23 protein-coding genes are annotated in these 25557 nt (G+C 52.6%); 17 read left to right on the top strand and 6 right to left on the bottom strand.

All coding sequences use genetic code 11. The features are described from left to right. Window positions 1-4 precede the first annotated feature (4 nt). Window positions 5-958, top strand: coding sequence for a methylenetetrahydrofolate reductase [NAD(P)H] (gene metF, locus AB7C91_RS00180; protein ID WP_332447414.1), 954 nt, complete (start codon window positions 5-7; stop codon window positions 956-958). Here the strand turns inward: metF and AB7C91_RS00175 are convergent. Further along, entirely contained in the window at window positions 955-1617 is a 663-nt protein-coding gene (locus AB7C91_RS00175) for an endonuclease III domain-containing protein (RefSeq protein WP_428588359.1), read from the bottom strand. The two genes, metF and AB7C91_RS00175, sit on opposite strands and share 4 nt — an antisense overlap. 78 nt (window positions 1618-1695) lie before the next feature. Between AB7C91_RS00175 and aroF the strand changes: the two genes are divergently transcribed. From aroF to AB7C91_RS00150, 5 genes are all read left to right on the top strand, one after another. Continuing rightward, on the top strand, window positions 1696-3609 hold the full coding sequence (gene aroF / locus AB7C91_RS00170) for a 3-deoxy-7-phosphoheptulonate synthase (RefSeq protein WP_332447412.1): 1914 nt from the start codon (window positions 1696-1698) through the stop codon (window positions 3607-3609). Between the two features lies 1 nt (window position 3610). Further along, entirely contained in the window at window positions 3611-4153 is a 543-nt protein-coding gene (locus tag AB7C91_RS00165; protein WP_332447411.1) for a DUF4416 family protein, read from the top strand. Window positions 4154-4159: 6 nt separating this feature from the next. Continuing rightward, window positions 4160-4888: a hypothetical protein gene (locus tag AB7C91_RS00160; RefSeq protein ID WP_428588355.1), complete on the top strand. Its 729-nt coding sequence runs from the start codon at window positions 4160-4162 to the stop codon at window positions 4886-4888. A 43-nt stretch (window positions 4889-4931) separates the two neighbouring features. Beyond that, window positions 4932-6146: an L-serine ammonia-lyase gene (locus AB7C91_RS00155; protein WP_428588352.1), complete on the top strand. Its 1215-nt coding sequence runs from the start codon at window positions 4932-4934 to the stop codon at window positions 6144-6146. A gap of 177 nt (window positions 6147-6323) precedes the next feature. Then, window positions 6324-6809, top strand: coding sequence for a hypothetical protein (locus AB7C91_RS00150; RefSeq protein WP_428588349.1), 486 nt, complete (start codon window positions 6324-6326; stop codon window positions 6807-6809). A gap of 32 nt (window positions 6810-6841) precedes the next feature. Here AB7C91_RS00150 and leuS read toward each other — a convergent pair whose 3' ends face one another. The 5 genes from leuS to corA form a co-directional block, all read right to left on the bottom strand. Further along, window positions 6842-9358: a leucine--tRNA ligase gene (gene leuS, locus AB7C91_RS00145; RefSeq protein ID WP_428588346.1), complete on the bottom strand. Its 2517-nt coding sequence runs from the start codon at window positions 9356-9358 to the stop codon at window positions 6842-6844. A 42-nt stretch (window positions 9359-9400) separates the two neighbouring features. Further along, window positions 9401-10663, bottom strand: a complete 1263-nt coding sequence (locus tag AB7C91_RS00140) for a hemolysin family protein (protein ID WP_332447406.1) — start codon at window positions 10661-10663, stop codon at window positions 9401-9403. Between the two features lie 81 nt (window positions 10664-10744). Next, window positions 10745-11824, bottom strand: a complete 1080-nt coding sequence (locus AB7C91_RS00135; protein WP_332447405.1) for a GNAT family N-acetyltransferase — start codon at window positions 11822-11824, stop codon at window positions 10745-10747. Window positions 11825-11827: 3 nt separating this feature from the next. Then, a complete protein-coding gene (locus AB7C91_RS00130) occupies window positions 11828-12649 on the bottom strand; it encodes a GNAT family N-acetyltransferase (RefSeq protein ID WP_332447404.1) in 822 nt (273 codons plus the stop codon). Continuing rightward, on the bottom strand, window positions 12640-13686 hold the full coding sequence (gene corA / locus AB7C91_RS00125; protein WP_332447403.1) for a magnesium/cobalt transporter CorA: 1047 nt from the start codon (window positions 13684-13686) through the stop codon (window positions 12640-12642). The genes AB7C91_RS00130 and corA overlap by 10 nt, the downstream gene beginning before the upstream one ends. A 457-nt stretch (window positions 13687-14143) precedes the next feature. Here corA and AB7C91_RS00120 point away from each other — a divergent pair, with 457 nt between their 5' ends. The 11 genes from AB7C91_RS00120 to AB7C91_RS00070 all read left to right on the top strand — a co-directional run bounded on the left by AB7C91_RS00120 (window position 14144) and on the right by AB7C91_RS00070 (window position 25520). Beyond that, window positions 14144-15946 (top strand): DNA topoisomerase IV subunit B, encoded by a 1803-nt coding sequence (locus AB7C91_RS00120; protein ID WP_428588340.1) that lies wholly within the window; start codon window positions 14144-14146, stop codon window positions 15944-15946. Then, window positions 15946-17922: a DNA topoisomerase IV subunit A gene (locus AB7C91_RS00115; protein ID WP_428588337.1), complete on the top strand. Its 1977-nt coding sequence runs from the start codon at window positions 15946-15948 to the stop codon at window positions 17920-17922. Before AB7C91_RS00120 ends, AB7C91_RS00115 begins: the two co-directional genes overlap by 1 nt. A 2-nt stretch (window positions 17923-17924) precedes the next feature. Then, complete coding sequence (locus AB7C91_RS00110) at window positions 17925-18614, top strand: RluA family pseudouridine synthase (RefSeq protein WP_428588334.1); 690 nt, start codon at window positions 17925-17927, stop codon at window positions 18612-18614. A gap of 174 nt (window positions 18615-18788) precedes the next feature. Beyond that, complete coding sequence (locus tag AB7C91_RS00105; protein ID WP_428588331.1) at window positions 18789-19457, top strand: aspartate/glutamate racemase family protein; 669 nt, start codon at window positions 18789-18791, stop codon at window positions 19455-19457. Further along, on the top strand, window positions 19457-20275 hold the full coding sequence (locus AB7C91_RS00100) for a transketolase (protein WP_428588328.1): 819 nt from the start codon (window positions 19457-19459) through the stop codon (window positions 20273-20275). Before AB7C91_RS00105 ends, AB7C91_RS00100 begins: the two co-directional genes overlap by 1 nt. After that, window positions 20272-21222, top strand: coding sequence for a transketolase family protein (locus AB7C91_RS00095; RefSeq protein WP_332447397.1), 951 nt, complete (start codon window positions 20272-20274; stop codon window positions 21220-21222). Before AB7C91_RS00100 ends, AB7C91_RS00095 begins: the two co-directional genes overlap by 4 nt. Window positions 21223-21267: 45 nt before the next feature. Continuing rightward, complete coding sequence (locus AB7C91_RS00090) at window positions 21268-22290, top strand: TRAP transporter substrate-binding protein (RefSeq protein ID WP_332447396.1); 1023 nt, start codon at window positions 21268-21270, stop codon at window positions 22288-22290. A gap of 76 nt (window positions 22291-22366) precedes the next feature. Next, the gene (locus AB7C91_RS00085; protein ID WP_332447395.1) at window positions 22367-22843 is read left to right on the top strand and encodes a TRAP transporter small permease; all 477 of its coding nucleotides are present in this window, start codon (window positions 22367-22369) and stop codon (window positions 22841-22843) included. Next, a complete protein-coding gene (locus AB7C91_RS00080) occupies window positions 22840-24120 on the top strand; it encodes a TRAP transporter large permease (protein ID WP_332447394.1) in 1281 nt (426 codons plus the stop codon). Before AB7C91_RS00085 ends, AB7C91_RS00080 begins: the two co-directional genes overlap by 4 nt. Before the next feature lie 10 nt (window positions 24121-24130). Further along, window positions 24131-25189 (top strand): transaldolase family protein, encoded by a 1059-nt coding sequence (locus tag AB7C91_RS00075; protein WP_428588323.1) that lies wholly within the window; start codon window positions 24131-24133, stop codon window positions 25187-25189. After that, window positions 25179-25520: a cupin domain-containing protein gene (locus tag AB7C91_RS00070; protein WP_428588320.1), complete on the top strand. Its 342-nt coding sequence runs from the start codon at window positions 25179-25181 to the stop codon at window positions 25518-25520. Before AB7C91_RS00075 ends, AB7C91_RS00070 begins: the two co-directional genes overlap by 11 nt. Window positions 25521-25557: the final 37 nt, after the last annotated feature.

Below are 25557 nucleotides of genomic sequence, written 5' to 3'. Positions count from 1 at the left end.
ATCCATGCAAGTGATCGATCTTCTCAACCAAGCCAAGCGACCTTTGTTCACCTTTGAACTGGTCCCTCCCCTCAAGGGCGGGGACGCCCAGTCGTTGCTGCAGACGGTGCGTCAACTCTCCGAGTTTGAACCAGCGTACATCAACGTGACCAACCATCAACAGGAAGTTGTGTACCAAGAGCGGACAGACGGCCTTCTGGAGCGTCGCACGGTCCGCAAGCGCCCGGGGACCATCGCCTTGTCTGCATTGATCCAATACACGTTCAACATTCCTGTGGTGGCCCACCTGATTTGCGGCGGTATGGATGCCGATCAGCTTGAGGATGCCTTGGTGGAACTCCATTTTCTCGGCATCGAGAATGTACTTGCTCTTCGCGGGGATCCCCCCAACGGGGTGAAGCGCTTTGTTCCGGTCAAAGGTGGTTATGAGCATTCCAGCCAGTTGGTGAGCCAGATCATGGACCTCAACGAGGGCCGATACCTGGATGAGAACCTACAGAATGCCCAGAAGACCAATTTCTGCATCGGGGTGGCTGGATATCCCGAGAAACATGCCGAAGCACCCAACCTGGAACACGACATCCAGATGCTTAAACACAAGGTGGAATGCGGAGCCCGGTACATCGTGACCCAGATGTTCTTCGACAACAGTGTCTACTATCGGTTTGTCGATGCCTGTCGGGCTGCTGGAATCACAGTGCCGATCATCCCAGGCCTTAAGCCGATCGGCAGCAAGCGGGATCTCTCCACCATTCCCCAGACCTTCCACATTGATTTTCCTGCTGAATTGGTTGACTTGCTGGATTCAGCCGCCAAACTTTCCGAGATCAAGGAAATCGGCGTGCATTGGTGCAAGCAGCAGACAAAGGATCTTTTGGCCCATGGTGTACCCGGAGTGCATTTCTATACTCTGGGGAAAGCTGATTCCGTTGCATCAGTGGTAAGGGACGTATATTAACGGGAGCGGGTGACCTTTAGCTTCGGACATCGGTCCGATTCCGGGCATTTGCTGCAAAAAGGGCTGATTGGGGTGCAGATAAGCTGTCCGTACCGAACCAGCAATTCATTGAGCGGGATCCAGAACCTGCGGGGCATCACCTGCTGCAGGACCTTTTCCGTCTGTTCCGGTGTTTTGGTCGTCACCCAACCCATGCGGTTGGCAATCTGATGGACATGACAGTCGACGCAGATGGCTTCAATCTGAAATCCAAGATTCAAGGTGAGATTCGCCGTCTTGACCCCGACTCCCGGAAGACTGAGCAATTCCTGTTGGGTTGACGGTACCTTGCCTGCATACTGTTCGACCAGGATTCTGCTGATTTCCTTGATGGTTTTCGCTTTTGTTTTGTAGAATCCCGCCGGGTAGATCGCCTCCTGGATGGCCGATAGGGAAAGATGCTGCATCGCATCAGGATTCTCTGCCAAGGCAAAGAGACGGGAAGCCGACGCTATGGTGACCTCGTCCTTCGTCCTGAGTGAGAGAATGGTTGCGATCAGGACCTTGAACGGATCGTTTTCCTTTTCTGCGATCAGGGAAACCGACGGGAGGATCCCCCCTTCCTTTTCTATTGCAGCTCTGAAATGTGCGAAAATTTCATCCCAATACTGTTCATCCATAGGACATCTGGTAGCATGGAACGGGGAAAAAAGCAACGCTTACTTGACCTTTTTCGCCTAACACTCTAGCGTATTTTCATGATAATCGTACTGAAGAAACAGATCAGCGAGAAGCAGAAGGAATCGATTCGTTCCTTCCTTATGGGAAAGGGTTACACCGTAAAAGAAATCGTTGGACAGGAAGAAACTGTCTTCGGTGCGGTGGGGCAGAGCACGCTCGACCTTCGGGAAGTTGAGATGCTGGAAGGCGTCGCGAATGTGGTGCCCATCAGCAAGCCGTACAAGTTGGCTTCTCGTGAACTGAAGAAAGAGGATACGATTGTCACTGTCGGCAACGTGAAGATCGGAGGCAACCGCATAGCCATTATTGCAGGCCCCTGTGCCGTTGAATCCCGAGAGCAGATCCTCTCGGTGGCCGCCAGCGTCCGGGAAGCGGGTGCAGTGATCCTGCGCGGGGGAGCCTTCAAGCCACGAACCAGTCCCTATGCTTTCCAAGGTTTGGGGGAGGAAGGGCTTCGCTATCTCAAGGAAGCGGGCGAAACCTATGGTATGCCGGTGACCACGGAAATTGTAAATCCCAGTGATGCTGCGATGATGACCAAGTACATCGATATGTTCCAGATCGGGGCGCGGAACATGCAGAACTTCGAGTTGCTCAAGGCCGTGGGGAAGACCGGGATGCCGGTTCTCCTGAAACGCGGGCTGTGTGCCACCATCGAGGAATGGCTGATGGCTGCAGAGTATTTGATGGCCAGCGGTACTGATCAGGTGGTTTTGTGCGAACGGGGCATCAGGACGTACGAGCGTGCCACGCGCAATACCTTGGATGTCTCGGCCATTCCGGTTGTACAGAAAATGACCCATCTTCCGGTCATCGGCGATCCAAGCCATGCCACCGGGTTGAGGGATATGGTCAGTCCGATGAGTCTTGCCTTGATTGCAAGCGGTGCCTCCGGCTTGATCGTTGAGGTGCACAACAATCCTGAAAAAGCGCTCAGTGATGGACCGCAGTCGTTGTATCCTACCCAATTTGAGAAGTTGATGCGGGACCTTCAGGCACTCAGTGCTGTGGTCGGCAAATCCTTGGAGCGCATCCCCCGTCTACAATCCACTGCCGTTTCCTCTGCCAAAAAGACCGATGTTGCGCCTTCTGATCAGCTGGTGGTTGCCTTCCAAGGTGAACGTGGTGCGTACAGTGAACTGGCAATTCGCAGGACCTTCGACGAACAGACCGAAGTACTTCCCTGCAAGTCCTTCTCCGATGTCTTTGAGGCGGTTCTGGAAGGGAAGGCGGCATATGGAATGCTTCCGGTGGAGAATACCCTGGGAGGAACAATCTACGAGAACCTCGATCTGCTTGACCGTCATGAGGCCATACAGGTGGTCGGGGAACAACAGGTCAGGATCATCCATAATCTGATCGCCCTGCCCGGGACGAAAAAGGAACAGATCCGTGAAATCTACTCCCATCCGCAAGGGCTTGCCCAGTGTGCGGATTTCCTTTCCGGGGAAATGCAGAAGGCCAAAGCCATTCCCTTCTTCGATACCGCTGGGGCGGTAGCTTATGTGAAGGAATGCAACGACCCATCCAAGGCCGCCATCGCAGGCCTTCCCGCTGCAAAGGTCCATGGCATGGAGGTTCTTGCCGAGGGGATTGAAAGCAATGCCCGCAATTATACCCGATTCTACATCATCTGCAGGGAGGAGCGTTCGGAAATCTATCGTTCCACCGCGCCGGTCAACCGGGCTTCGCTGCGTTTCACCGTACCCGACCGCCCCGGTTCCCTGTTTGAGGCTTTGCTGGTCCTGACCAAGCATGGGCTGAACATGAAGAAGCTCGAAAGCCGTCCGATTCCGGGAAAACCGTGGGAATATTCGTTCTTCGTGGAGACGGAATTGGGGGATCAAGGAGCCTTTGCGGTTGCCTTGGAGGAACTGGAGGGCATCTGTCTGTCGATACGGGTCCTGGGGACCTATACCTCCAACCTCTGATATGGGGAGTCAGCGTGCATTCCTTCCCTGTCGTCTGGTGATGGGGCTTCTGATCCAGCACGCTTCGATTCTTCCTTCCATTTTCGACGAATTGCAGAAGCTCTTCGGTCCGGTATTGGAACAGAGTGAGCTTTGCCCCTTCACCTTCACCAACTACTACGATGAGGAAATGGGGGCGAAGCCTCTGCGTCTCTATCTGAGCTTTGCCAAATTGGTAGATCCCTCTTCTCTGGCTCTGCTGAAACACCAGACCAACCATCTGGAGGACCGGTATCGCTTCCAAGGTCGAAGGACCATCAATCTGGACCCCGGTCTGCTCTCTCTTTCCAATCTTATCTTGGCAACCACCAAAGGCAGAGCCCACCGGATCCCCCTTTCTGATGGTATATACGCGGAACTGACGCTGCTGTTCGCCCAACAGGAGTTTCAGATCCTTCCATGGACGTATGCGGATTACCAGAGTGAAACTGTTCGGAGCCTATTCTTCCGATGGAGGCAGACCTATCACCAACAATTGAAGCGGGAAGGGTACCTTTTACCCTAGTGAGATGTGAAATGGTTCATCATCCTGCTGTGTTGCTGCCTTTTATGCGCATGTGACGTGAATCCCTTGGAAATGAGGATTGTCAAGGTGGTCCTTGATCAACCCCATCCGTGGGCTGAGGCGGCCCATCATCCGCTATGGAACACTCTGGTATACACCGCTGGTGGTGGGGTGCGGACTTCCGTGCATATGAAAGAGGGAGAAACCGAGCTCTCCGTCCCGGTGTCACGCGACCATCTCACCATTTTCTGTGCATATCCACTTTCGTCCCTGAACCCGTACGGAGGATTTTGGTATCCGGGAAGTGGTGATACCGTACGACTGAGCCAAGAGGAGGGGAAACTTGCCGGCCTGTTGCTCAATGTATATCCGCAGCAGTACGAGGCGGTGGAACGGGTGGTCCCGTCATCGTTGTTTACCGCCTTGGGTGATCCCGGCCGATATGATGCATCTTCGCTCTTGATGGACCTGCTCAGCGGCAGCTTTGTTGCAGAAAACCTGATACGGTACCCATATCTCTCGGTTATCCTTTCCGATCTTCCCCAAGGATATTGGGTTGCAGAGCGTATCGATCAGACCTCCTTTTGGAGTATTTGGGACAAATCCGTAACCCTTGATGTCGACTCAGGAGTGCAGCGATGGTGGAACAAGGAACGCTCGCTGTGTCTCACTCTCTTTGCCGATCTGAAAGCACAACGTTACCTCACCAGTTTGGGAAAGGCACCCCTCTGGTAGGAAACGGCTTCCCTTTTTGGCAAGAAATCTATACAGTTCGACTATGGAATCTCTTCGTGAGCTCTATAGGATAGGATATGGTCCATCAAGCAGTCATACCATGGGACCCCGCGCTGCGGCGACTGATTTTCTCAAGCTACATCCCCAGGGGGCCCGTTATGAAGCGGACTTGTTCGGAAGCCTTGCGGCTACCGGGAAAGGTCACTTGACGGACAAAGCCTTGCGGGAAGTGTTCGCCGCATCCTCCAAGGATGTGGAAATCGTCTGGTATCCTGATATCGAGAAACCCTTTCATCCCAACGCCTTGACGTTGCGCGAACTCGGCGACGATGGTTCCCCCCTTGCTGAACAGACCTATTACAGCGTCGGTGGGGGGAAGATTGTCAGAGAGGGAGAGGAGGCGGAAGCCTCTTCGTCGGTCTATCCCAAACAATATTCAAAGATGCGCCAGATTCTTGACTACTGTGCTGAAGAGGGGCTGCAGCTTTGGGAGTTCGCCCTGCAGTTCGAAGGGCAGGAAATCATGGCGTATATTGAGGAAGTCTGGACGGTCATGAGTGAGGCGGTGGAAAACGGCCTGAATGCCGAAGGGGTGCTGCCCGGAGGTCTGAAGCTTGCAAGAAAGGCGAGTCAGTACAATTCCAAAGCCAGTGAGTTCACCGGACCGCTTGGACACACCGCCTTGGCGCTCAGTTATGCCCTTGCCGTCAGCGAGGAAAACGCAGGCGGAGGCAAAATTGTGACTGCTCCCACCTGTGGTAGCTGCGGAGTGCTTCCCGGTGTACTCTACTATCTGGCCAAGCAATACAAGCTTCCCAAGGTCAAGATCCTCAGGTCCTTGCTTACCGCCGGGATTATCGGCAATGTAGTGAAAACCAATGGGTCCATCAGCGGAGCCGAGGTGGGTTGCCAGGGAGAAATCGGTGTGGCCTGTGCAATGGCAAGTGCCGCCGCCACCCACTTGTTGGGCGGTACCATTTTCCAGATTGAGTATGCTGCCGAAATGGGCTTGGAACATCATCTTGGCTTGACCTGTGATCCGATGCGCGGCTTGGTACAGATTCCTTGCATCGAGCGAAACGCCTTGGCCGCCATGCGATCCCTTGACCACTGTACCTATGCCTTGTTGGGAGACGGGCGGCACAAAGTGTCCTACGACAATGTCATCGAGGTTATGATGGAAACCGGCCAGGCACTTCCTTCCCTCTATCGAGAGACGTCGAAAGGTGGGTTGGCAAAAGTTCTGGGATCGAATTGATATGACACAAGATTAGAGAGAGTTAGTTTTAATAAGGATTCCTTGTAATATACAATATTATAATAATTTGTTTATCCTATCCCATGGATTTTCTTTATTTCAAATAGCAAATTATCAACGGTATATTCTGATTCCCTTGACACAGGTTTTCTCCCTACGTTACTGTAAACGCAACATATGCAGAATGTACTGAGTTTGGTGCAACCCCTCTACAAACCCTTTCTTCAAACCCGAGGACTTCGCTCGGGTTTTCTCTGCATGGTGTTGTTGCTGCTTTGTATTGCCCTGCCCGCTGCCATCACCTTGGAGACGATTGGTGCCGATGTACAGCTGAACATCCTTTCCCTGGAAGATGGGCGCAACGAAAGTCCACGCAGTGTTCCGGTATGCACCTTGCGGGTGATCACCAAGAATCCCTGTCCAGGACGCATCCTGGTTTCCCATACGCCGCTTTCCTATGGTACGCGTCTGTTTCTCTATCAACTGATCACCGAGGACGGATCCGATCTTGATGCCACCCATCCTCTGTTTTACAGCAACGACCGTCTGGATTTTCCGCAAGTTGCTTCCATCCCGATCTGGGCGAGATTCAATAATCCAATCGCATCCGATGCCCAGTACTTTGAAAGCAACATTTCAGTGAATCTGATTTTGGAAAAATAGGAAAGGGAGGCGTGAAAGCCTCCCTTTGCAGGTTATCTGACGACGATGTTCACGAGTTTGTCCGGAACCACGATTTCCTTGACGATGCTCTTACCTTCCAACCATCCTTGGATTTTCTCATCCGCCTTGGCCAAGGCCAATGAAGCATCCTTGTCCAGGCCTTTGGTTACCGTTGTCTTGGATCGTACTTTTCCGTTGATCTGGAAGACCAGCTCGATCTCATCATCAACGGTCAGCTCTTCCTGATAGGTCGGCCAGCTCACTTTGGTGAGGCTTTCGGTCTGACCCAACCGTTGCCATAATTCCTCTGCAAGATGGGGAACGTAGGGTGCGAGCAGTTTTGCCAAGGATTCTGCAACTTCACGAGGGAAGGTCTCCACCTTGTACAATTCGTTGACCAACACCATCATCTGGCTGATGGCAGTATTAAAGTTCAGGTTGTTGGTATCGCCGGTCACCTTCTTGATTGTCTTGTGCAGCGTTTTGTTCAGCTCCAGGGACGGAGCATCTTCGCTGACACCCTTCTCGTCATACAATCGCCAGATGCGGTCCAAAAAGCGGTAGACACCGATCAAACCGGTGGTGGACCAGGGCTTGGAAACCTCCAAGGGTCCCATGAACATTTCATACATGCGCATGGAGTCCGCACCATACTCGTTGATGATCTCGTCCGGGTTGATGACATTCTTCAGGCTTTTGGACATCTTGGCAACCACGCGTTCGAGTTGTTGCCCCGTGGCTTTCTCCACGAAAACATCTGTTCCGACTTCTTCCACCATATCCGTCGGAACAAGGCTTTTGTCCTTTCGCTGATAGGCATAACTGGTGATCATCCCTTGGTTGACCAGACGCTTGAACGGTTCAGCGGTGCTGACGATTCCCAGATCATAGAGGACCTTATGCCAGAAGCGGGCATACAACAGGTGCAATACTGCATGTTCAGCCCCTCCGACATACAAATCAACCGGCATCCAATACTGTTCTTTCTCCGGGGAGACGAAGCATTCGGTGTTCTTGGGATCGAGATACCGCAGGTAATACCAGCAGGAACCAGCCCATTGGGGCATCGTGTTGGTTTCCCGCTTGGCGGCACCTCCGCAAACCGGACAGGTGGTGTTCACCCAGCTGTCGATCTTGGCAAGAGGGCTTTCTCCGGTGCCGCTTGGCTCATAGCTGGTTACTTCAGGCAGGAGCAGCGGAAGCTGGTCCTCGGGCACCGGCACCGTACCGCACTTCGGGCAATGCACCAAGGGAATCGGTTCTCCCCAATAGCGCTGGCGGCTGAACACCCAGTCACGTAGCTTGTAGTTGACCGCCTTCGAGCCGAGCTTGTGCTCCTCCAACCAGGAAAGCATGGCATTGATGGCATCTTCCTTGTTCAGACCGTCGAGAAAATCACTGTTGACATGAAGCCCGTCCTCGGTCCATGCCTGCGTCTGTACATCGATGTCGCTTTTCAGTACTTCAATGATGGGCAGGTCGAACTTCTTGGCAAACTCCCAGTCACGGGTATCATGGGCGGGAACCGCCATGATGGCGCCAGTTCCGTAGCTGATCAATACATAATCGGCGATCCAAATGGGAATGCGTTTTCCATTCACCGGATTGATTGCATAACTGCCGCTGAACACCCCGGTCTTGTCCTTGGCCAGATCGGTACGCTCCAGATCACTCTTACGGGCGCTTGCCTCAAGGTATTCGGCGACCGCCTCGGTCTGTGCACTCTTAGTGAGGCTTGAGACCAGAGGATGCTCCGGGGCGACGACCATGTAGGTGGCTCCGAAGAGGGTGTCGGGACGGGTGGTATATACTTCCAACTGCGCATCCAGGCCGTCGATCCTGAAGAAGACCGATGCACCCTCGCTTCGCCCGATCCAGTTGCGCTGCATCAGTTTGACTGATTCCGGCCAGTCAAGGGAATCGAGATCATTGAGCAATTTGTCGGCGTATTCGGTGATCTTGAGCACCCACTGGCGGATGTTTTTGCGTACGACCGGAGTACCGCATCGTTCGCATTTGCCATCCTTTACTTCCTCGTTGGCCAGACCGGTTTTGCATTGGTCGCACCAGTTGATCGGGGTGTGGGACTCATACGCCAGCCCTTTTTTGAAGAGCTGAAGGAAAATCCACTGGGTCCAGCGGTAGTAATCGCTGCTGTGGGTTGAGACTTCCCGGTTCCAATCATAACTGAATCCCAGACTCTTGATCTGCTTGCGGAAGTTCTCAATGTTCTTTTCCGTGGTCGTTCTGGGATGCGTCCCCGTCTTGATGGCATAGTTCTCAGCCGGCAGGCCGAAGGAATCGAACCCCATTGGATGCAGCACATTGTATCCCTGCATCCTGAGGAACCGGCAATAGATGTCGGTGGCGGTATACCCCTCGGGGTGACCTACATGAAGCCCCGCCCCGGAAGGGTAGGGAAACATATCCAATACATACATCCGCTTGTCGGCGGGAACACGTTCATCCTCGGTTACTGCAAAGCTTTGGTGTTCTTCCCAATAGCGTTGCCATTTGGTTTCGATTTCATGGAAGGGGTATTTGCTCATGGGAGCAATCATACCCTTGCATCCTTGTTCAGTCAACGCGTTTTACAGGGTTCCGTCATCGATGGTCGGGGAAAATTCCACCGCTTCCATTCTGTTTCCCTTCATGGAAATGATTCTGAATGTTCCTAATGGAGACTGCACCACTTCCCCTTGTTCGGGAATATCCCCGATCAAATCCAAAAGGTAGGCGGCCACCGTCGAGGTTTTGTTTTTCGTCGGTTCAATCAGCAAGTCCAGTTCATCCACCAATTGCTGGAATGAGGTGTCCGCCATGACCAGATAGGTTCCCGGGTTCTGCTGGCGTTCAACGATTCGGTCCGGATGCCGCCGCTCATGCTCGTCGTAGAGTTCCCCGAACAACTGTTCGGCTACATCCTCCATAGTCACGACACCACTGAATCCCCCATATTCATCCAAGACGATTGCTTGTTGCAGTTTTGCTTTCTTGAAAAGATAAAAGACATCATCCAGATGCATCTGCTCGGGTACGAACATGGGTTTACGCAAAATGGAGGAGATCGGTTTGTCCATGCGTTTCTGCAATTGCGCCTTGAGTATATCCCGAACCAATACGATGCCGATGATGTTTTCAGGACTCTCATGGAAGATCGGGATACGGCTGTACCCTGATTTTACGATGGAAGGGAATGCAGCACGTATCGTCTGCTCATCGCTGAGGCAGAATACATTGGTGCGGTGTGTCATGATGGTTTTGACCTGGGTTTCACTGAAGTGGATCGCCCGCTGCATCAAATCTGACTCGTATTGGTCCACCAATCCGACATCCTCGGCTGCATCAACCATGTGCATGACGCCCTCGGTGGTGATGACCGGTTCGGCATGGGATGCGAACAGCCGGGTAATCAACGAGGAGAAATGCTTCAGCGACCAGACTATCGGATAGAAAACAACCAGAAGAAATCGCATCGGATACGCCATGAGTACTGCGATCTTCATATTGTGGGTCAATGCCAGTTGCTTGGGGGTGATCTCCCCGAAGATGAGGATCACCAACGTCAGGATTCCGGTTGCATACCCGATTGCATGACTTGAGAAATAGTTGATGGCGAAAGTGGTCACCAAGGAGGATGCACTGATATTGACGACGTTGTTTCCCACCAATACGGTGGTGATGAGTTCTTCCCTCTTCTGGCTGAGTCGATAGGCAAGTTTACTTGCTTTGTTTCTTCGATTCTCCAAAGTCTTGAGTTGCACGAAGGAGAGAGAGGTGAATGCCGTCTCGGTAGCTGAAAAGATACCGGAGAGCAACAACAACAAAATGATGACGGTCAGTTGTACCTGCATGTACACCCCCTGACCATCCTGTGTGAAATCGGGTGTTCTTCTGAGCACCCCAACCTAGGTAACGGGTCATCCATAATGGAATCAGTATACCAACAGAGATGCACAAGCGGCAAGTACAACCAATGCAGAGAAAAGCCTTACTGATCGGCTGCCTCGTCTCAGACGCGAGGCATTGAACCCGCAGAAGGGATAGAAAAAGAACAAGCCGTCAAGAAGGATCAACAACAGGGTATAGGGTGTAGGAAGGAACAGAAACAGCAAGGCAAGGGCCGACAGGGATGCAAGGGCCATGTTCGTCAGCACGCCTTCCTGCTCGGAGAGCTTCCAGTCACTACCTGCAAGATAGAGATTGCCGGGGACTGGGAAGGGAAGGGCGAAGAGGAGGGGAACGAGCAGGCCGGTGATGTAGGCGGTGTCCCACCCTTTGTAAACGAGCTTTGCATGCATTCGTTTGCCGGCCAGGAAGGAAGCTGCATTTCTCACCGACAAGCTGATGCAGGGAACGGCCCAAAGCAGAAAAGATGGTTTTGCGGGGATCCAGGGAAGATGGATTTTGAGCAAGGCTGGGAGATTCAGATTAAAGACCAGCAGGGAAGCGAGCAGTGTATTGGCAAAAAGGGTGGAGAGAAAGGCCTGCATGTTCGTCGGAAACGGGGGATTTCTGCTGCCGTCCAGACGTTTGTGCCAAAGAAAATACCCCATATCGAAGAACCGGGAGGCATGGCGGTATACATGCAGGGTACCGAATCGGAAACGCAGAAGTTGGGAACTGAGGCTGAGAGGGGAAAACCCTCGGCTTTCCAATTGCTTGAAGGAAGCCGGGTTGTCCCCTTCCACACAAGCGGCGACATCGGTACATCCAAGCTGCATCAGAAAGGTCAGTGCCTGGGAAAGTAATCTTCCGGCAAGGCCCCTGCCTCGCAGAGCCGGATCGGTATAGAGCCAACCCAAGTATCCCATTTTCACCCGGGCATTGACTTGGTAGACATCCATATTCAGGCCGGCGACCACGGTCTCTCCCTGCAGAGCGATCAAGGTGGTGTCGGGATTGAGGAAAAAAATGGAATGCAGGCTTTGTTCGAAGCAACGCATCATCAAGGTTTTCGTCTGTTCGATGTATGGGGACTGCAAACTGGTGATGAGGATTTCTTCCGATTCCATGATTCAATCCAGATAAGCGATCATTTCACTTTGGGTGGTGAAACGCTCAAACGCCAAAGCTTCAAGGCTTTGGATCAACACCTGATTTCCTGCATCAACGTTGATGCATCTCAGTGACGGAGCTGTACATGCTGAGGCACAGGAAATGATGGCCTGTTTAACAAATTCTCTAGTCCAAAACTGTGGTTTGAGATAGATCTGGGCGATCGAACCACGCTGGGGTTGGTAGCATACCACGCCGATTGCCTGCTGTTCATACATGATGTCTGCGGTGGGGACCGCTATGGCCAGCATCGATTCGGTACTGTTCTGCCAACTGGGCTCAAACGGATTGTCGGGAATACCGGCGGTACTCTGTGCCTCTAGGGTAAGGGACGTGGGGTTGGCACGCACCATGGTTCGTTCAGCTTGGTAGCACAGCAAGGAACGCCTATAGGTAAAGCCATGCTTGATGTACAGCTCCTTCGCTCGGGTATTGGTGTCTAGGACCTCCAGAAGGAAGGCCTTGCAACCTTGCTTGGTGAGATGATTCAGTGCATCCTCGACCAAACGGTGGGAATACCCCTTGCCTCGATGGGATGGGATTATTCCCGTCCCCCCGTCATAGGCCGTATTCCCCCGTCTTCCAACCAGCAGGAATCCGACCAACCGTGTATCATCGAAGAGTCCAATTGAATCCTTGGGTGAGTAGGCGATGCTTTGCAGATGAGTTCTGAATTGTTGCCGATCCATCCCCGCGGAAACGGCATAGTCGCTGAATGCCTCGTTGAAGGTGCTGCGCACCGTCTCGATTGGTTGATCGGTCAGAGAACGGGTTACCACCATTGTTTTCTCCTGAAATAAATTGCCATGCCAACCACCACGATGATGCAACAGATCATGATCCCGTAGAAACCCCACCAAACGCCGGTGAACGGCATGTGGGCGAAGTTCATGCCATAGACACCGGTCAGGAAGGTAAGGGGAATGAAAATGGTGGAGATGATCGTCAACACCTTCATGATGGCGTTCATTCGCATGTCAAGGCTGGAAAGATAAACTTCCATGATGCTTGAGACGGTTTCCCGAAGCATCTCACATTCCTCGGAAAGCCAGAGTGCATGGTCGTAGATGTCACGAAGCAGGAAAGTGGTGTTACGATCGAGATACTGGTTCTCCGACCGTATCAAGGTCGAAAGCATGTCTTTCAAGGGTCCTGTCATCCTTCGTATGCGCAAAATATCCGCTTTGTGTCGGTGTATGGAGGGGGCGTCGGTCTGCTCAGGATGGGTGATGACCAATTCCTCAAGGCCCTCGGTCTTCAGTTCCAATTCATCGGCTTTCACCAGATACTGGTCTACCACCCGGTCGATCAGGGAATGGAACAGCATGGGAGCCCCTCCTGCCTGCAGTTTGGTCGGTTCCTGCGAGAGTTGCTTTACCAGAGAGCTGAATACGTCGGTTTGGTATTCGGCAATGGAGAGCACCCACCCTTTTCCGACGAACAGGGAGAGTTGTTGTTCCGGGTTTGCCAAGTCGGTGAGGATGCGCAAGGTTACCGACAGGTAATAGTCATAGGTATCGAGTTTCAAGCGTTGGTCGGTGGAAAAAACGTCTTCCAGACTCAGATTGGATATGGAGAATTCCTTTGCCACCCGTACGATTTCCCTGATATCCTCCAAACCGCTGATCTCGACCCAGAGTGTCTCCCCTTCCTGTGCCTTGGCAAGCCCCGGCTGCAGCTTGTATCCCCCTTCCTTGTAGATATGGGAGTTGATCTTGGTCTTCTGCGGTTGGGTGTCCCCGACATACAACAGTGACCCGGCTGCCATTCCTTCCTTGGTCTTATGGGAAGCTGAGATGCTTTGTTTCTTCTCGTGCATGGTCGATCTCCTTTATTCCTACGAGTCCCCCATCAGGAATATCCGGGCGAACAGGTAGGGTACCAGTTCACCGGTCCTGCTCTTGTGGCGGCGTCCAAGGTTGTCTTGGGCTATCATACCGTCTGAGATGGCATACGCCAAGCCTTGGAAGACGCAAAGCAGGCAACAGGTTCGAGCGTGCCGGAAGCATCCATACAGGGGAAAGCGCTTTGGTCAGAAGAGGGGAGTGTGGAATACGACCCTATGTCCAGGATAGAGCATCAGCGGGGGCATCATAAGGAGTTCTGTTGCCTTTCCTATGGTTTGGTATCCTAAACAGTGAACGCTCGGATGGATGCCTGCTCGCATGGCGTATGCAGGTAAAAACCAATTCATGGGTATAGGGTAGTACAGTCCTTGCTTGGGGGCAAGGTTCCCATTTTGCCAACGCCAAGGAATTCTGCTATAATGCTTGGTCATGGCGAAGACAACATATGATGAATCAAAAATCCTAACGCTGAGTGCCTTGGAGCACATCAGAAAGCGTCCAGGCATGTACATCGGGCGTCTGGGTAATGGGAATAATATCGATGATGGAATCTACATCCTGCTCAAGGAAGTGGTGGACAACAGCGTCGATGAGTTCATCATGGGTTTTGGCAACAAGATTGTCATCCGGCTGAAGGGCAATGAAGTGCAGGTTCGCGATTATGGCCGGGGCATCCCGTTGGGCAAGGTAGTGGACTGTGTGTCGATCATCAATACCGGTGCCAAGTACAGTGACGACGTGTTCCAATTTTCCGTCGGACTGAACGGGGTGGGTACAAAAGCGGTTAATGCGCTTTCCTCCAGCTTCACGGTTACCAGTTATCGTGAAGGGAAGTTCAGTAGTGCAATCTTCGCTCAGGGGGTATTGGTCCGGGAGGATTCGGGCAAAACTTCAGAGCCTGACGGAACACAAGTGCATTTCATCCCTGATCCTGAGTTGTTCGGCAGTTATGCCTTCAATGAGGATTTCATACTCAGCCGTATCTGGGGATATGCATATCTGAACACCGGACTCTCGATCGACTACAACCACCGAATCTACAAATCAGCCCATGGATTGTATGACCTTCTGGACAAGGAAGTAGGTGCCGAAGGCCTGTATTCCATCATTCATTACCAAGGCAAGCAACTGGAGTTTGCCCTTACCCATGTCGCAGGCTCCTACGGAGAAAATTATTTTTCCTATGTGAACGGACAGCATACCAATGACGGAGGAACCCATCAGAGCGCATTCAAGGAAGGGATCCTGAAAGGCATCAACGAACATTTCAAGAAGAATTGGGCGCCCCAGGATGTCAGAGAGGGGGTGGTGGGGGCGATCGCCGTCAAAGTAAAGGATCCCGTCTTTGAGTCCCAGACGAAGAACAAGCTCAGCAATACGGAAATCCGTACTTGGATAGTGAATGAGGTCAAGGATGCCATCATCGATTTCCTGCTGAAGAACAGTGAGGAAGCGGCCAAGCTGAATCAGAAGATCATCAACAATGAGGCGCTGCGCAAGGAGCTCAATGAGGTCAAGAAAGGGGCGAGGGAATCGGCGAAGAAAGTATCGCTGAACATCCCCAAGCTCAAGGATTGCAAGTACCACCTCGGGCAGAGCAACACCCATCAGGATGAATGTGAACGATCGATGATTTTCCTTACCGAAGGTGACAGCGCCTCGGGAACCATCACCAAGACTCGGGATGTCATGACCCAGGCGGTATTCAGCCTCCGAGGAAAAATTCTGAATGTCTACGGCAAGAAGAAGACGGAAATCTACAAGAATGCAGAACTGTACAATATGATGGTTGCCTTGGGCATCGAGAACGGCGTGGAGGGTCTGCGGTATGGGAAAGTGATCATCGCCACCGATGCCGATACCGACGGCTTTCACATCCGCAATCTCTTGATGACGTACTTCCTCACTTATTTCGAGGATCTGGTCTTCTCCGGCCGGGTCTATATTCTGGAAACTCCGTTGTTTCGGGTACGCAACAAGAATCAGACGGTATACTGTTACAGTGAACGACAGCGTGATGATGCCATGGCGCAGATCAAGAACTGCGAAGTGACCCGGTTCAAGGGCTTGGGGGAGATCGATCCGAAGGAATTCGGTCAGTTCATCGGCGAGGATATGCGCCTCATTCCCGTTTCCATTCCCGGCATGAATGAGATGCACAAGACGCTTGAGTTCTATATGGGCAACAACACCCCTGAACGACGCGAATTCATTATGGAGAATCTGATCTGATGACCCAAGCCCATTCCATTTTCCGACAGAATTTTCTTGAATATGCAAGTTACGTGATCAAGGAGCGGGCCATCCCCGACTTGGTGGATGGTTTCAAACCGGTCCAGCGTCGCATCATCCATACCTTGTTTGAGATGGACGACGGCAAATTCCACAAGGTGGCGAACGTGGTCGGCTGGGCGATGCGCTACCATCCGCATGGGGATGCCTCCATCTACGAGGCCTTGGTGAATCTTGCCAACTGTGAGCTGTTCATTGAACGTCAGGGAAACTTCGGCAACATCCTAACCGGTGACAGCGCAGCAGCAGCCCGATACATCGAGTGCCGCCTCCTCCCATTCGCCAAGAAGGTCCTGTACAACCCGGAACTGACCCAGTTCGTCGATTCCTATGATGGACGAAACCAGGAACCGGTCGCCTTCCCTGCCAAGATTCCGGTCGTACTCATCCAGGGGGTGAGCGGCATTGCCGTGGGTATGAGCACCTACATTCTTCCCCACAATCCATTGGAGGTACTCGATGCCATGGCTTCCTCCCTGCGGGGGGAAGCCTATGCACTCTATCCCGATTTTCCCGGCGGGGGGATCATGGATGTCAAGGATTACCAAGATGGAAGGGGTTCGGTCTCGGTGCGTGCCAAGCTCAATACCTCCGATCCCAAGCGTATCGTCATCGAGGAACTCCCGTACGGGGTTACCAGCGAATTGATGATCCGTTCGGTGGAGGAAGCTGCGAAGAAAGGAAAGCTGAAGATCAGTTCGATCAACGACTTCACTGCAGAGAAGGTGAACATTGAGATCAACCTTGCCCGCAATACGTACTCTCAGGAAATCGTCGACGCCCTGTATGCCTATACATCCTGCGAAACCAAACTTTCTATCAACCCGCTGGTCATCCGGGAAAACACCCCGACGATTATGGGCGTGCATGAGATTCTTGACTGGCATGCCCAGCATCTTGTACAGATTCTGAAAGCGGAGCTGGAGCTGGAGAAGGGACACCTGCAGGACAAATTGCATGCACGGACGCTTGAACGTATTTTCATCGAGGAACGCATCTACAAACGCATCGAGCAGAAAAAGAGTGCGGAAGAGGTAAACAAAGCCGTGTTGACCGGTTTCAAACCGTTTGAGGACCAACTGTTCAGATCGGTTGATCTTGAGGATGTGGAACGATTGCTGAAAATTCCCATCCGACGCATCAGTTTGTTTGACATCGAGAAAAATCGGGAAGAGATCGAGCAGATCAATGCCAACATTGCCGATATCCAGCAAAAACTCGGTAATCTTATCGGGTATTCCCTTTCCTATCTGGGAGACCTGAAGCAGATGCTCGGCTTGCAGGAACATGGACGGAAGACGACGATCAAGCAATTCGAGCTGGTAGATGTCAAGGAAGTGGCTGAACGCAACCTCGGCGTCAAGTATGATCCAGCCAACGGGTATCTCGGGTACGGGGTGAAAAACGGCAATACGTTGCTGGAAGTCAGCCCGTTCGACCGCGTGTTGGTCATCCGAAAGGATGGTACCTACCAAGTGATCGACGCCCCTGAGAAGGAATTCGTTGGCAAAGGCTTGTTGTACTGCGGCTTTGCAGACAAGAGCGAGCTCTCAAAATTGGTATTCACCATCATCTATCAGGAGAAGACGTACAAGTATCTCTTCCTCAAACGGTGCCAGATCATGGGCTATCAGCTGAAGAAGGTTTATCCGCTGCTTCCTGAGGGGGATTTCAAGTTGGTCAAGCTTTCCACCTTTGAGAACGCGGAGCTCACGGTCACCTACAAGCCCAAGCCCGGACTGAGAATACTGGAGGAAAAGTTCTATTTCTCCGATTATCTGGTCAAGGGGGTGAAGGCCAATGGGGTGAGGATCGCCGTCAAGGAGGTTGCTTCCCTCAAATTGCGGGCGGTCAAGGAAGTGGTGCATGCAAGCGAGACCGAACCGTCCTTGTTTGACGAGCAGGGGGAGGAGTAAGGATGGATATCAAACAGAGGATTCTTTTTGAGGACAATCATCTGATCATCATCAACAAGGTGTGCGGTGAGTTGGTCCAAGGGGACCAGACAGGGGATCAAACGCTTGCCGACCTGGTGAAGGATTACTTGAAGGTGACCTACCAAAAGCAGGGCAATGTCTATCTGGGGATTCCGCATCGTTTGGATCGCCCCACCAGTGGAATCGTCGTGTACGCCAAGACGGAAAAGGCCTTGATCAGGCTGAATGAACTGTTCAAGGGCAGTGGGGTGCAGAAAACCTACTGGGCCATCGTTGATGCCTTGCCCAACCAGGAGGAAGGGACCTTGGTGCATTACATCATCCGGAATACCAAGGCGAACAAGAGTGTGGCGCTGCCGGTGGAAAAGAAGGGAGGCAAGCTTGCCAAGCTTGATTACCGGCTGATCAGTACCTCGAAGAATTACTTTCTCCTGGAAATCGCCCTGCATACCGGACGGCATCACCAGATCCGTGCACAGCTTGCAGCACTTGGGTTGCATATCAAGGGAGATCTGAAGTATGGCGCCAAGCGTTCCAATCCCGATGGGGGAATCTGCCTGCATGCCCGCTCGATTTCCTTCGTGCATCCGGTGAAAAAGGAAAAGATTTCCGTCATCGCTCCTCCTCCTGAGGACACCCTGTGGGAAGCCTTGGCTCCCAAATCAGAGTAAATTCCTGTACATACCGACCAATAATACGTTCCAATACTGAGAACCGCCTGCAAGGTTCTGCATCTGCATACCCGCAAAGCTCTCTTGGGGAAGGTTTTTCTTGACAGATCCAAGATTGTGCCTCATTCTTCATATGTATGATGTATGACGTTATAAGAATTGGGGGTATCATGCATGGCTGAGCATACAATTGCTGCAATCTATACAGGGGCTGCATTGGTAAAACCACTTTCCGATCTTTTGAAGGAAAGCCTGGGGGATTGCAAGATAATGAACATCCTTGATGACAGTATGATCGGCGATATCATCGAGGCCGGAACGCTGACCAAAGCGGTCAAGCGAAGACTGTACGGATATTATGAGATAGCCTGTGCCTCCGGCGCCGAGTTGATTCTCAATACCTGTTCCTCGATCGGGGATGCCGTCTACGGTGCACGCGAATTTTTTCCCATCCCGATTGTCCGCATCGACGAGCCGATGGCGCGAAAAGCCATCGAGCTTTCCGATTCCATAGCGGTACTGGCAACCCTTCCAACCACCCTTGATCCCACACTTCGCCTCCTGCAGCGATGTGCCGCCGAATCGGGGAAAACCATACGGACGGTTTCTGCATTGGCTGAAGGGGCGTTCAGCGCCATCACCTCAGGAGATGGACCAACCCATGACCGTCTGGTTGCAGAGACGGCCAAGCAGGTTTCGGATTCCTGCGATGTCATACTCCTTGCTCAAGGCTCAATGGCCAGAATGGAGGAACCGTTGGCACGATTGACCGGAAAAACGGTGCTGTCCAGCCCTCGATTCGGGGTTCAGATGGTAAAGCAGATGCTTGGGGAGGCCTTCTGATGGAAGTGCAGGAATTGCAGCAGATGTCCCTCCAACTGCGTCGCGACGTGGTTGAGATGGTGTATCGGACCAAGGATGGGCATCCCAGCCCCAGTTTTTCGGTAGCCGATATCATTACCGCCTTGTATTTCTCCGTGCTCCACATTGATCCTGCAAAACCCGATTGGGAGGACCGGGATCGATTGGTCCTGTCCAAGGGACATTCCTGTCCGGTGCTCTATGCCGCTCTCGCCCGCAGGGGATTTTTCCCGGTTGAGGAGCTGTATACACTCAGGTATCTGGACAGTCATCTGCAGGGGCATCCCTACGCGCCCAAGACCAAAGGGTTGGATGCAACGACCGGTTCGTTGGGAAACGGTGTTTCGATCGGCTTGGGCATGGCTCTGGCCGCACGGATCCGAAAGAAGTCCTACCGCGTCTATGTGATCACCGGCGATGGTGAGCTGGGTGAGGGGATGATCTGGGAAGCTGCTATGGCGGCAAGCCATCAGAAAGCTTCCAATCTGACCGTATTCGTGGACAACAACAACTACCAGAGCGGGGGGACGGTCGGAGAGATCTCAGGTCCCTATCCGATTGATGAGAAATGGAAGGCGTTCGGTTGGAATGTGCTGTCCATCGACGGGCATTCCATTCCCCAGATTCTGCAGGCTGTCGAAGTGGCGAAGGCAGTGAAGGATAGGCCGACAGCAATCATCTGCAAAACGGTCAAAGGAAACGGGGTTTCCTTCATGGTAGGTGAAAATTCCTGGCATAAACGGGTGTATACCGAAGCTGAATATGAACAGGCCATCAAGGAATTGGGAGGCAATGGATGAGCACGATCGACAGTACCAGAATTGGATTCAGGGATGCTCTGCTGCACCTTGCCCAGCAGCGTGATGAGGTGGTATTCGTTTCCACCGATTCGCTGAAGGTGGTCAAAGGGGAACCGTTTCTGGAGCAGTTCCCCGAACGGGTGATCGAATTGGGAATTGCCGAACAAAATGGAGTCGGGGTCTCCAGCGGCTTGGCAGCCGGTGGATTGCTCCCCTATATCTGTACGTATGCAGGATTTCTGACCATGCGGGCCTGTGAGCAGATGCGTACGTTTGTTGCGTATCCCAATCTGAAGGTGCGCTTCATTGGTGCGAATGGAGGCCTGCACGGGGGCAATCGTGAAGGGGTATCCCACCAGTTCATCGAGGATATCGGAATTCTGAGGACAATGCCCAATTTCACGATTCTCTGTCCGGCGGACGGGAAGCAGGTCTACCAGGCCATGCTTGCCAGTGTGGATATCGATGGTCCTGTGTATATCCGTATCGGAAGCGGAAGGGAGGAAAAGGTGCTCAGCGACGACAGCCCGTTCCCGCTGGGCCGGATCCGCATCCTCTTTGATGAGGGTTGTGATGTTGCATTGCTATCCCACGGATTTGTCCTGAACCGTGTCCTGGAGGCGGCAAGACGCTTGCAGGAAGAAGGCATCAAGGCCAAAGTGGTGGAAGTGGCGACAATCAAGCCGCTGGACAAGGAAGGTCTGGCTGCCGTGCTGCATGCCACCGGTTGTGCGGTAACCATTGAGGACCACACCATTATCAACGGGTTGGGCAGTGCAGTGGCGGAAATAATCGCAGAAATGGCTCCCGCCCATTTGGTACGGTTGGGACTTCAGGATGTATTCGGCCAGTCAGGATTCCCCGATGAGTTGCTTGATGCCTACGGTATGTCCGTTCAGGACATTGTGGATGCGGCGAAGCAGGCAATGGCCAAAAAGACAAGGTAATCTATTCCGGCTTGGCCGGAAGGTGTATACAAAAGGAGAGACAGTATGAAAAAAAGGATGATCGCACTGTTGCTTATGGTGAGTATGGTAGGATTCCTGTTTGCTGCAGGACAGGCCGAGGCCGCTGGTCCGACCGCTGAGAAGCCGTTGGTGCTTCGCTATGCCCACATGAACCCCGCTTCCAGTCCGAATGGACTGCAGGCACAGTACTTCGCCGACAAGATTGCCGAGCGCACCGGCGGAGCCATCAAGATTGAAGTGTATCCGGCCAGTCAGCTGGGTTCCATCTCCGAGATGGCGGAAGCCGTTTCGATGGGTTCGATCGCGATGCACCACAACACGTATGGTGGATTGCAGCCCCTGCTCAATGATCTCGGTTTGTTCGACACGCCCTATCTCTATCGCGATGTCGATCATCTACTCAAGGCTACCGATCCTGAGACATCCCCCGCATTGAAGGAACTGAACCAGAAATTGATCGATACCAGAAACGTCAGGATCCTGTATTCCTTCTATTTCGGAACCCGTGAGCTGACTGCGAATTTTCCCGTGTACTCCCCCAAGGATCTGGCCGGAAAGAAGATCCGGGCCATTCCTTCCCCGATCTATCTCGCTGCGGTAGAGGGTATGGGAGCGGTTGCCGTCCCCATCGACTGGGCTGAAGTTCCCGTAGCACTCTCCACCGGTGTCGCCGATGGCCAGGAAAACCCGGTCAGCACGCTGGTGACCAGCAATATCTACGAAGTGCAGAAGTATGCCATGATGACCGACCATATCATGGGATCGGAGCCTGTGGTGATCAACGAGAAAGTCTGGCAATCGCTGAGTGAGGAAAACAAGAAGATTTTCACCGAGGTGGCTCGTGAGACCAGGGATTGGATTTCAAAGTATGTCCGCGACAACGAGGCCAAGGATGTCCAGACGTTGAAGGACAAAGGCATGAAGATCATTACCGCAGCCGATGGTTTGAAAGTCGATGAATTCCGCACTGCAGTCACCAAGGTTGTCAACGAGCGTTTTGGAAAGGCTTGGGGCAAATATTATGATATGATTCATGCGATCAAATAAGATCAGGATAGCGTTCGTGGATGCAAGGATGGCCCTTGCATCCACTCGTTCCGATGTTTGAGCAAGGAATAGTCCTATGAACAACCTTATTAGGAAGGGGATAAGATTCTACCAAGCCGTCGCCATCGTGTTTCTGCTGGTTCTCTTCTCATCCGTCTTCATCCAGATCATCATGCGCAACATTTTCAATGCAGGGTCGATTCAACTGGAGGAACTTGCCCGATTCTCCCTTGTTTCCTTGGTGTTTCTGATGATTCCCCCGCTGACCTTTACACAGAAGCATATCATCGTCGATATCGTGGTGATGTATCTACCGGTAAAGGCCAAACGTTGGGTGTCGTTCTTCACCGATTTGCTGATCATGGCGTTTGGTCTCTATGGCCTGTTTGCCATCGCCACCATCATGGAGTTCAACTGGAATGTGAGAACTCCCGCCCTGGCGATGCCCAATGCGATTTTCTATCTCCCCATCACTTTGGGGATTGTCGGCATGGTCATCTGTTCGGTGGTGAGTGCTGTACAGCATCTGTTGGCTAAGGAGGGACAGGCATGAGCGGTTCCTTGGTAATCATTCTCTTTCTGTTTCTGCTTGCTACCGGACTTCCTATAGCCGTAAGCATGGGGATTCCGTCCGCCCTATATTTGATGCTCGCCCATATTCCGCCGAGTCAGTTGATCCAGCGGATGGTCACCAGTCTCAATTCCTTCCCGATGCTTGCCGTCCCGCTCTTCATCCTGGCCGCCGGCTTGATGAACAGTTCCGGCATCACCGAGCGATTGTTTGAATTTGCAAAGTTGTTGGTTGGACGTCTCAAGGGTGGTCTGGCCCAGGTAAATATTGTTGCATCCCTGATTTTCAGCGGGATCAGCGGAGCTGCCCTGGCTGACGTCGGAGGTCTGGGGAATATTGAAATCGAGGCAATGGACAAACAGAAGTATCCCCGCACCCATTCGGCGGCCATTACGGCTGCTTCTGCGGTCATCGGTCCGATTTTTCCTCCCTCGATCCCTTTGATCATCTACGGTGCGGCGGCGGAGACTTCTTCGATGAGGCTGCTGATCGCCGGAGTCCTCCCTGCGTTGGTCATCGCCATGGCCTTGATGGTGCAGGTTTCCTGCTTCGCCCGCAAGTTCAACTACCCCAGAGGGGTTGAAGGAAAATTCAGTGCTTCTGAGATTCGCTCGATCATCAAACGGGGTCTTCCCTCCATGTTGATGCCGGTCATCATGATGGGTGGCATGCTCTCGGGTTGGTTCTCTCCGACCGAGGTTGCATCCATCGCCGTTGCCTATGCGTTGGTTTTGAGCTTTGTCTACAAGGAATTGACCGTTTCTTCCTTTCTGCGGACCTGCAAGGAAACGCTGCAGTCGACAGCCAGTGTATTGTTCATCGTTGCTTCGGCGGCAATTTTTGCCTGGGTCCTCACTGTTGAGCAGCTTCCCCAGCAGGTTTCGACCTTGATGCTCAGCATCTCCGACAATCCGGTCGTGCTTCTGCTTCTTGCCAATGTGGTGCTTCTGGTGGCAGGAATGTTCCTGGAATCGACTGCGGCCATCATGATCCTCACCCCGATTCTCCTGCCTCCTTTGATGGCGGCTGGTGTGGATCCGGTGCACTTCGGCTTGGTGATGGTGTTCAACCTGATGATCGGTATGATCACCCCTCCAGTGGGTATGAGTGTGTATATGCTCAGTCCGCTGGTGGGACTTCCCGTGGGAAAGGTCTTCAAGGCGGTTCTCCCGTATCTTGCCTCCCTGATCGTGTCATTGGTGATTCTCACCTATATCCCACAGATATCTTTGTGGCTTCCCAATCTTGTCTTCGCCTAGAGGTGCTCAGATGAACAACACATATTTCCATCGTGTCCAGAAAGAGACGAATACCCGGTTTTGGATCAACAATCCAACCCTTGAACAGGCAAAGTCGGCCATTGCGGCCGGGGCAGTCGGGTGTACGACCAATCCCAGCTATGTTTCCAAGTTGTTTGCATCCAAGGATGATTTTCGCATCGTCCTCAGGGCCATCGACCTTCTGCTTCCCTATGAGGCGGATGATTCAATTGTGGCCTCCAAAGTCCAGCAGATGATGGTATCCCGGCTTGCCGATCTGTTTCTGCCTCTCTACGAACGCAGCGGCGGAAAGCAAGGATTGGTCACCATCCAAGGCGATCCGTTCGCCGAGACCAATACGGACCTGATCATTAGAGAGGGATTGGAAAACCGTAGGATTGGGGAAAACATCTGCATCAAGATTCCGGTGACCAAATGGGGGATCGAGGCGATCAACGCAATGGTAGAACGGAATATCCCTACCATGGCTACGGAGGTGATGTCTCTGAGCCAGATGGTTTCCATCTGTGAAGCCTACCAAAAGATCAGCGCCGAAAGCAATCATAATCCGCCTTTCTATGTGACGCATATCACCGGTATTCTGGACGACCATTTCAAGCGTGTGGTCGAGCAGAACAACCTTCATATTGATGAGAAGCTGCTCCGGTATGCAGGCCTTTCGATAGCCAAGGCTGAATATGAGCTGCTCAAGCAGCGTTCGTATCCCGGGATCATGATCGGTGGCGGAGCGCGGAAACTCGAGGATTTCACAGAGTTGGTGGGAGGCGATCTCTCGATCACCATCAACTGGACGGGGACCGCTGATGTCCTGCTTGGTTTAGACAAGCCGGTAGTTTCCCGGATTGCTGAGAACCTGAGCGGCGAAGAAATGGAACAGCTGAAGCAGCAGTTGCCCGACTATCGCAAGGCTTTGGAAGTTGATGGAATGGGTGTGGATGCATACTATGAGTACGGCGGGGTCGAACTGTTCAGAACCAGCTTCCAAAAAGGTTGGAATGAGCTGCTGGGCCTGATCGCCCGACGGAGGAAGGAATACCATGGAAACTAAGAAGCATCGGGGCAATCTGTATACGGATGCACGCGTAAGTCGTGCTCCCGGTATCGACCGGGTGACACTCAGCTATGATGAAGACACCATGATGTGTTATTTCTACCTCGACAAAGGTTCCAAGCTGGAGATGCATACGCATGTGCAGAGTCAGAGCGGCATCGTGATCAAGGGGCATATCCACTTTCTGAAGGAAGGGGGAGAGGTGCTTGATCTAAAAGCAGGTGATGCATATTATTTCGCCTCGAATGAGATGCACGGCTCCATCATTCTCGAGGATACCGAATTGATCGAATGTTTCACTCCCTCACGGGATGACTACAAGGACTGAAGAACCATTTCTTGCTTTCATCGAAGGGTGTTGGTAT

The sequence above is a fragment of the Sphaerochaeta sp. genome, assembly GCF_050256055.1.
GTDB lineage: Bacteria > Spirochaetota > Spirochaetia > Sphaerochaetales > Sphaerochaetaceae > Sphaerochaeta.
This window is presented reverse-complemented; position numbering and strand designations above follow the sequence as displayed.

Bases quoted from the DNA above. Each gene is read 5' to 3' on its own strand.
- AB7C91_RS00110 (WP_428588334.1), top strand. From the start codon at position 17,925: ATGGATATCAAACAGAGGATTCTTTTTGAGGACAATCATCTGATCATC.
- AB7C91_RS00135 (WP_332447405.1), bottom strand. From the start codon at position 11,824: ATGGAATCGGAAGAAATCCTCATCACCAGTTTGCAGTCCCCATACATC.
- leuS (WP_428588346.1), bottom strand. From the start codon at position 9,358: ATGAGCAAATACCCCTTCCATGAAATCGAAACCAAATGGCAACGCTAT.
- AB7C91_RS00100 (WP_428588328.1), top strand. From the start codon at position 19,457: ATGGAAGTGCAGGAATTGCAGCAGATGTCCCTCCAACTGCGTCGCGAC.
- AB7C91_RS00075 (WP_428588323.1), top strand. From the start codon at position 24,131: ATGAACAACACATATTTCCATCGTGTCCAGAAAGAGACGAATACCCGG.
- metF (WP_332447414.1), top strand. From the start codon at position 5: ATGCAAGTGATCGATCTTCTCAACCAAGCCAAGCGACCTTTGTTCACC.
- AB7C91_RS00090 (WP_332447396.1), top strand. From the start codon at position 21,268: ATGAAAAAAAGGATGATCGCACTGTTGCTTATGGTGAGTATGGTAGGA.
- AB7C91_RS00085 (WP_332447395.1), top strand. From the start codon at position 22,367: ATGAACAACCTTATTAGGAAGGGGATAAGATTCTACCAAGCCGTCGCC.
- AB7C91_RS00095 (WP_332447397.1), top strand. From the start codon at position 20,272: ATGAGCACGATCGACAGTACCAGAATTGGATTCAGGGATGCTCTGCTG.
- AB7C91_RS00130 (WP_332447404.1), bottom strand. From the start codon at position 12,649: ATGGTGGTAACCCGTTCTCTGACCGATCAACCAATCGAGACGGTGCGC.
- AB7C91_RS00155 (WP_428588352.1), top strand. From the start codon at position 4,932: ATGGAATCTCTTCGTGAGCTCTATAGGATAGGATATGGTCCATCAAGC.
- corA (WP_332447403.1), bottom strand. From the start codon at position 13,686: ATGCACGAGAAGAAACAAAGCATCTCAGCTTCCCATAAGACCAAGGAA.
- AB7C91_RS00120 (WP_428588340.1), top strand. From the start codon at position 14,144: ATGGCGAAGACAACATATGATGAATCAAAAATCCTAACGCTGAGTGCC.
- AB7C91_RS00175 (WP_428588359.1), bottom strand. From the start codon at position 1,617: ATGGATGAACAGTATTGGGATGAAATTTTCGCACATTTCAGAGCTGCA.
- AB7C91_RS00105 (WP_428588331.1), top strand. From the start codon at position 18,789: ATGGCTGAGCATACAATTGCTGCAATCTATACAGGGGCTGCATTGGTA.
- AB7C91_RS00165 (WP_332447411.1), top strand. From the start codon at position 3,611: ATGGGGAGTCAGCGTGCATTCCTTCCCTGTCGTCTGGTGATGGGGCTT.
- AB7C91_RS00150 (WP_428588349.1), top strand. From the start codon at position 6,324: ATGCAGAATGTACTGAGTTTGGTGCAACCCCTCTACAAACCCTTTCTT.
- aroF (WP_332447412.1), top strand. From the start codon at position 1,696: ATGATAATCGTACTGAAGAAACAGATCAGCGAGAAGCAGAAGGAATCG.
- AB7C91_RS00115 (WP_428588337.1), top strand. From the start codon at position 15,946: ATGACCCAAGCCCATTCCATTTTCCGACAGAATTTTCTTGAATATGCA.
- AB7C91_RS00080 (WP_332447394.1), top strand. From the start codon at position 22,840: ATGAGCGGTTCCTTGGTAATCATTCTCTTTCTGTTTCTGCTTGCTACC.
- AB7C91_RS00070 (WP_428588320.1), top strand. From the start codon at position 25,179: ATGGAAACTAAGAAGCATCGGGGCAATCTGTATACGGATGCACGCGTA.
- AB7C91_RS00140 (WP_332447406.1), bottom strand. From the start codon at position 10,663: ATGCAGGTACAACTGACCGTCATCATTTTGTTGTTGTTGCTCTCCGGT.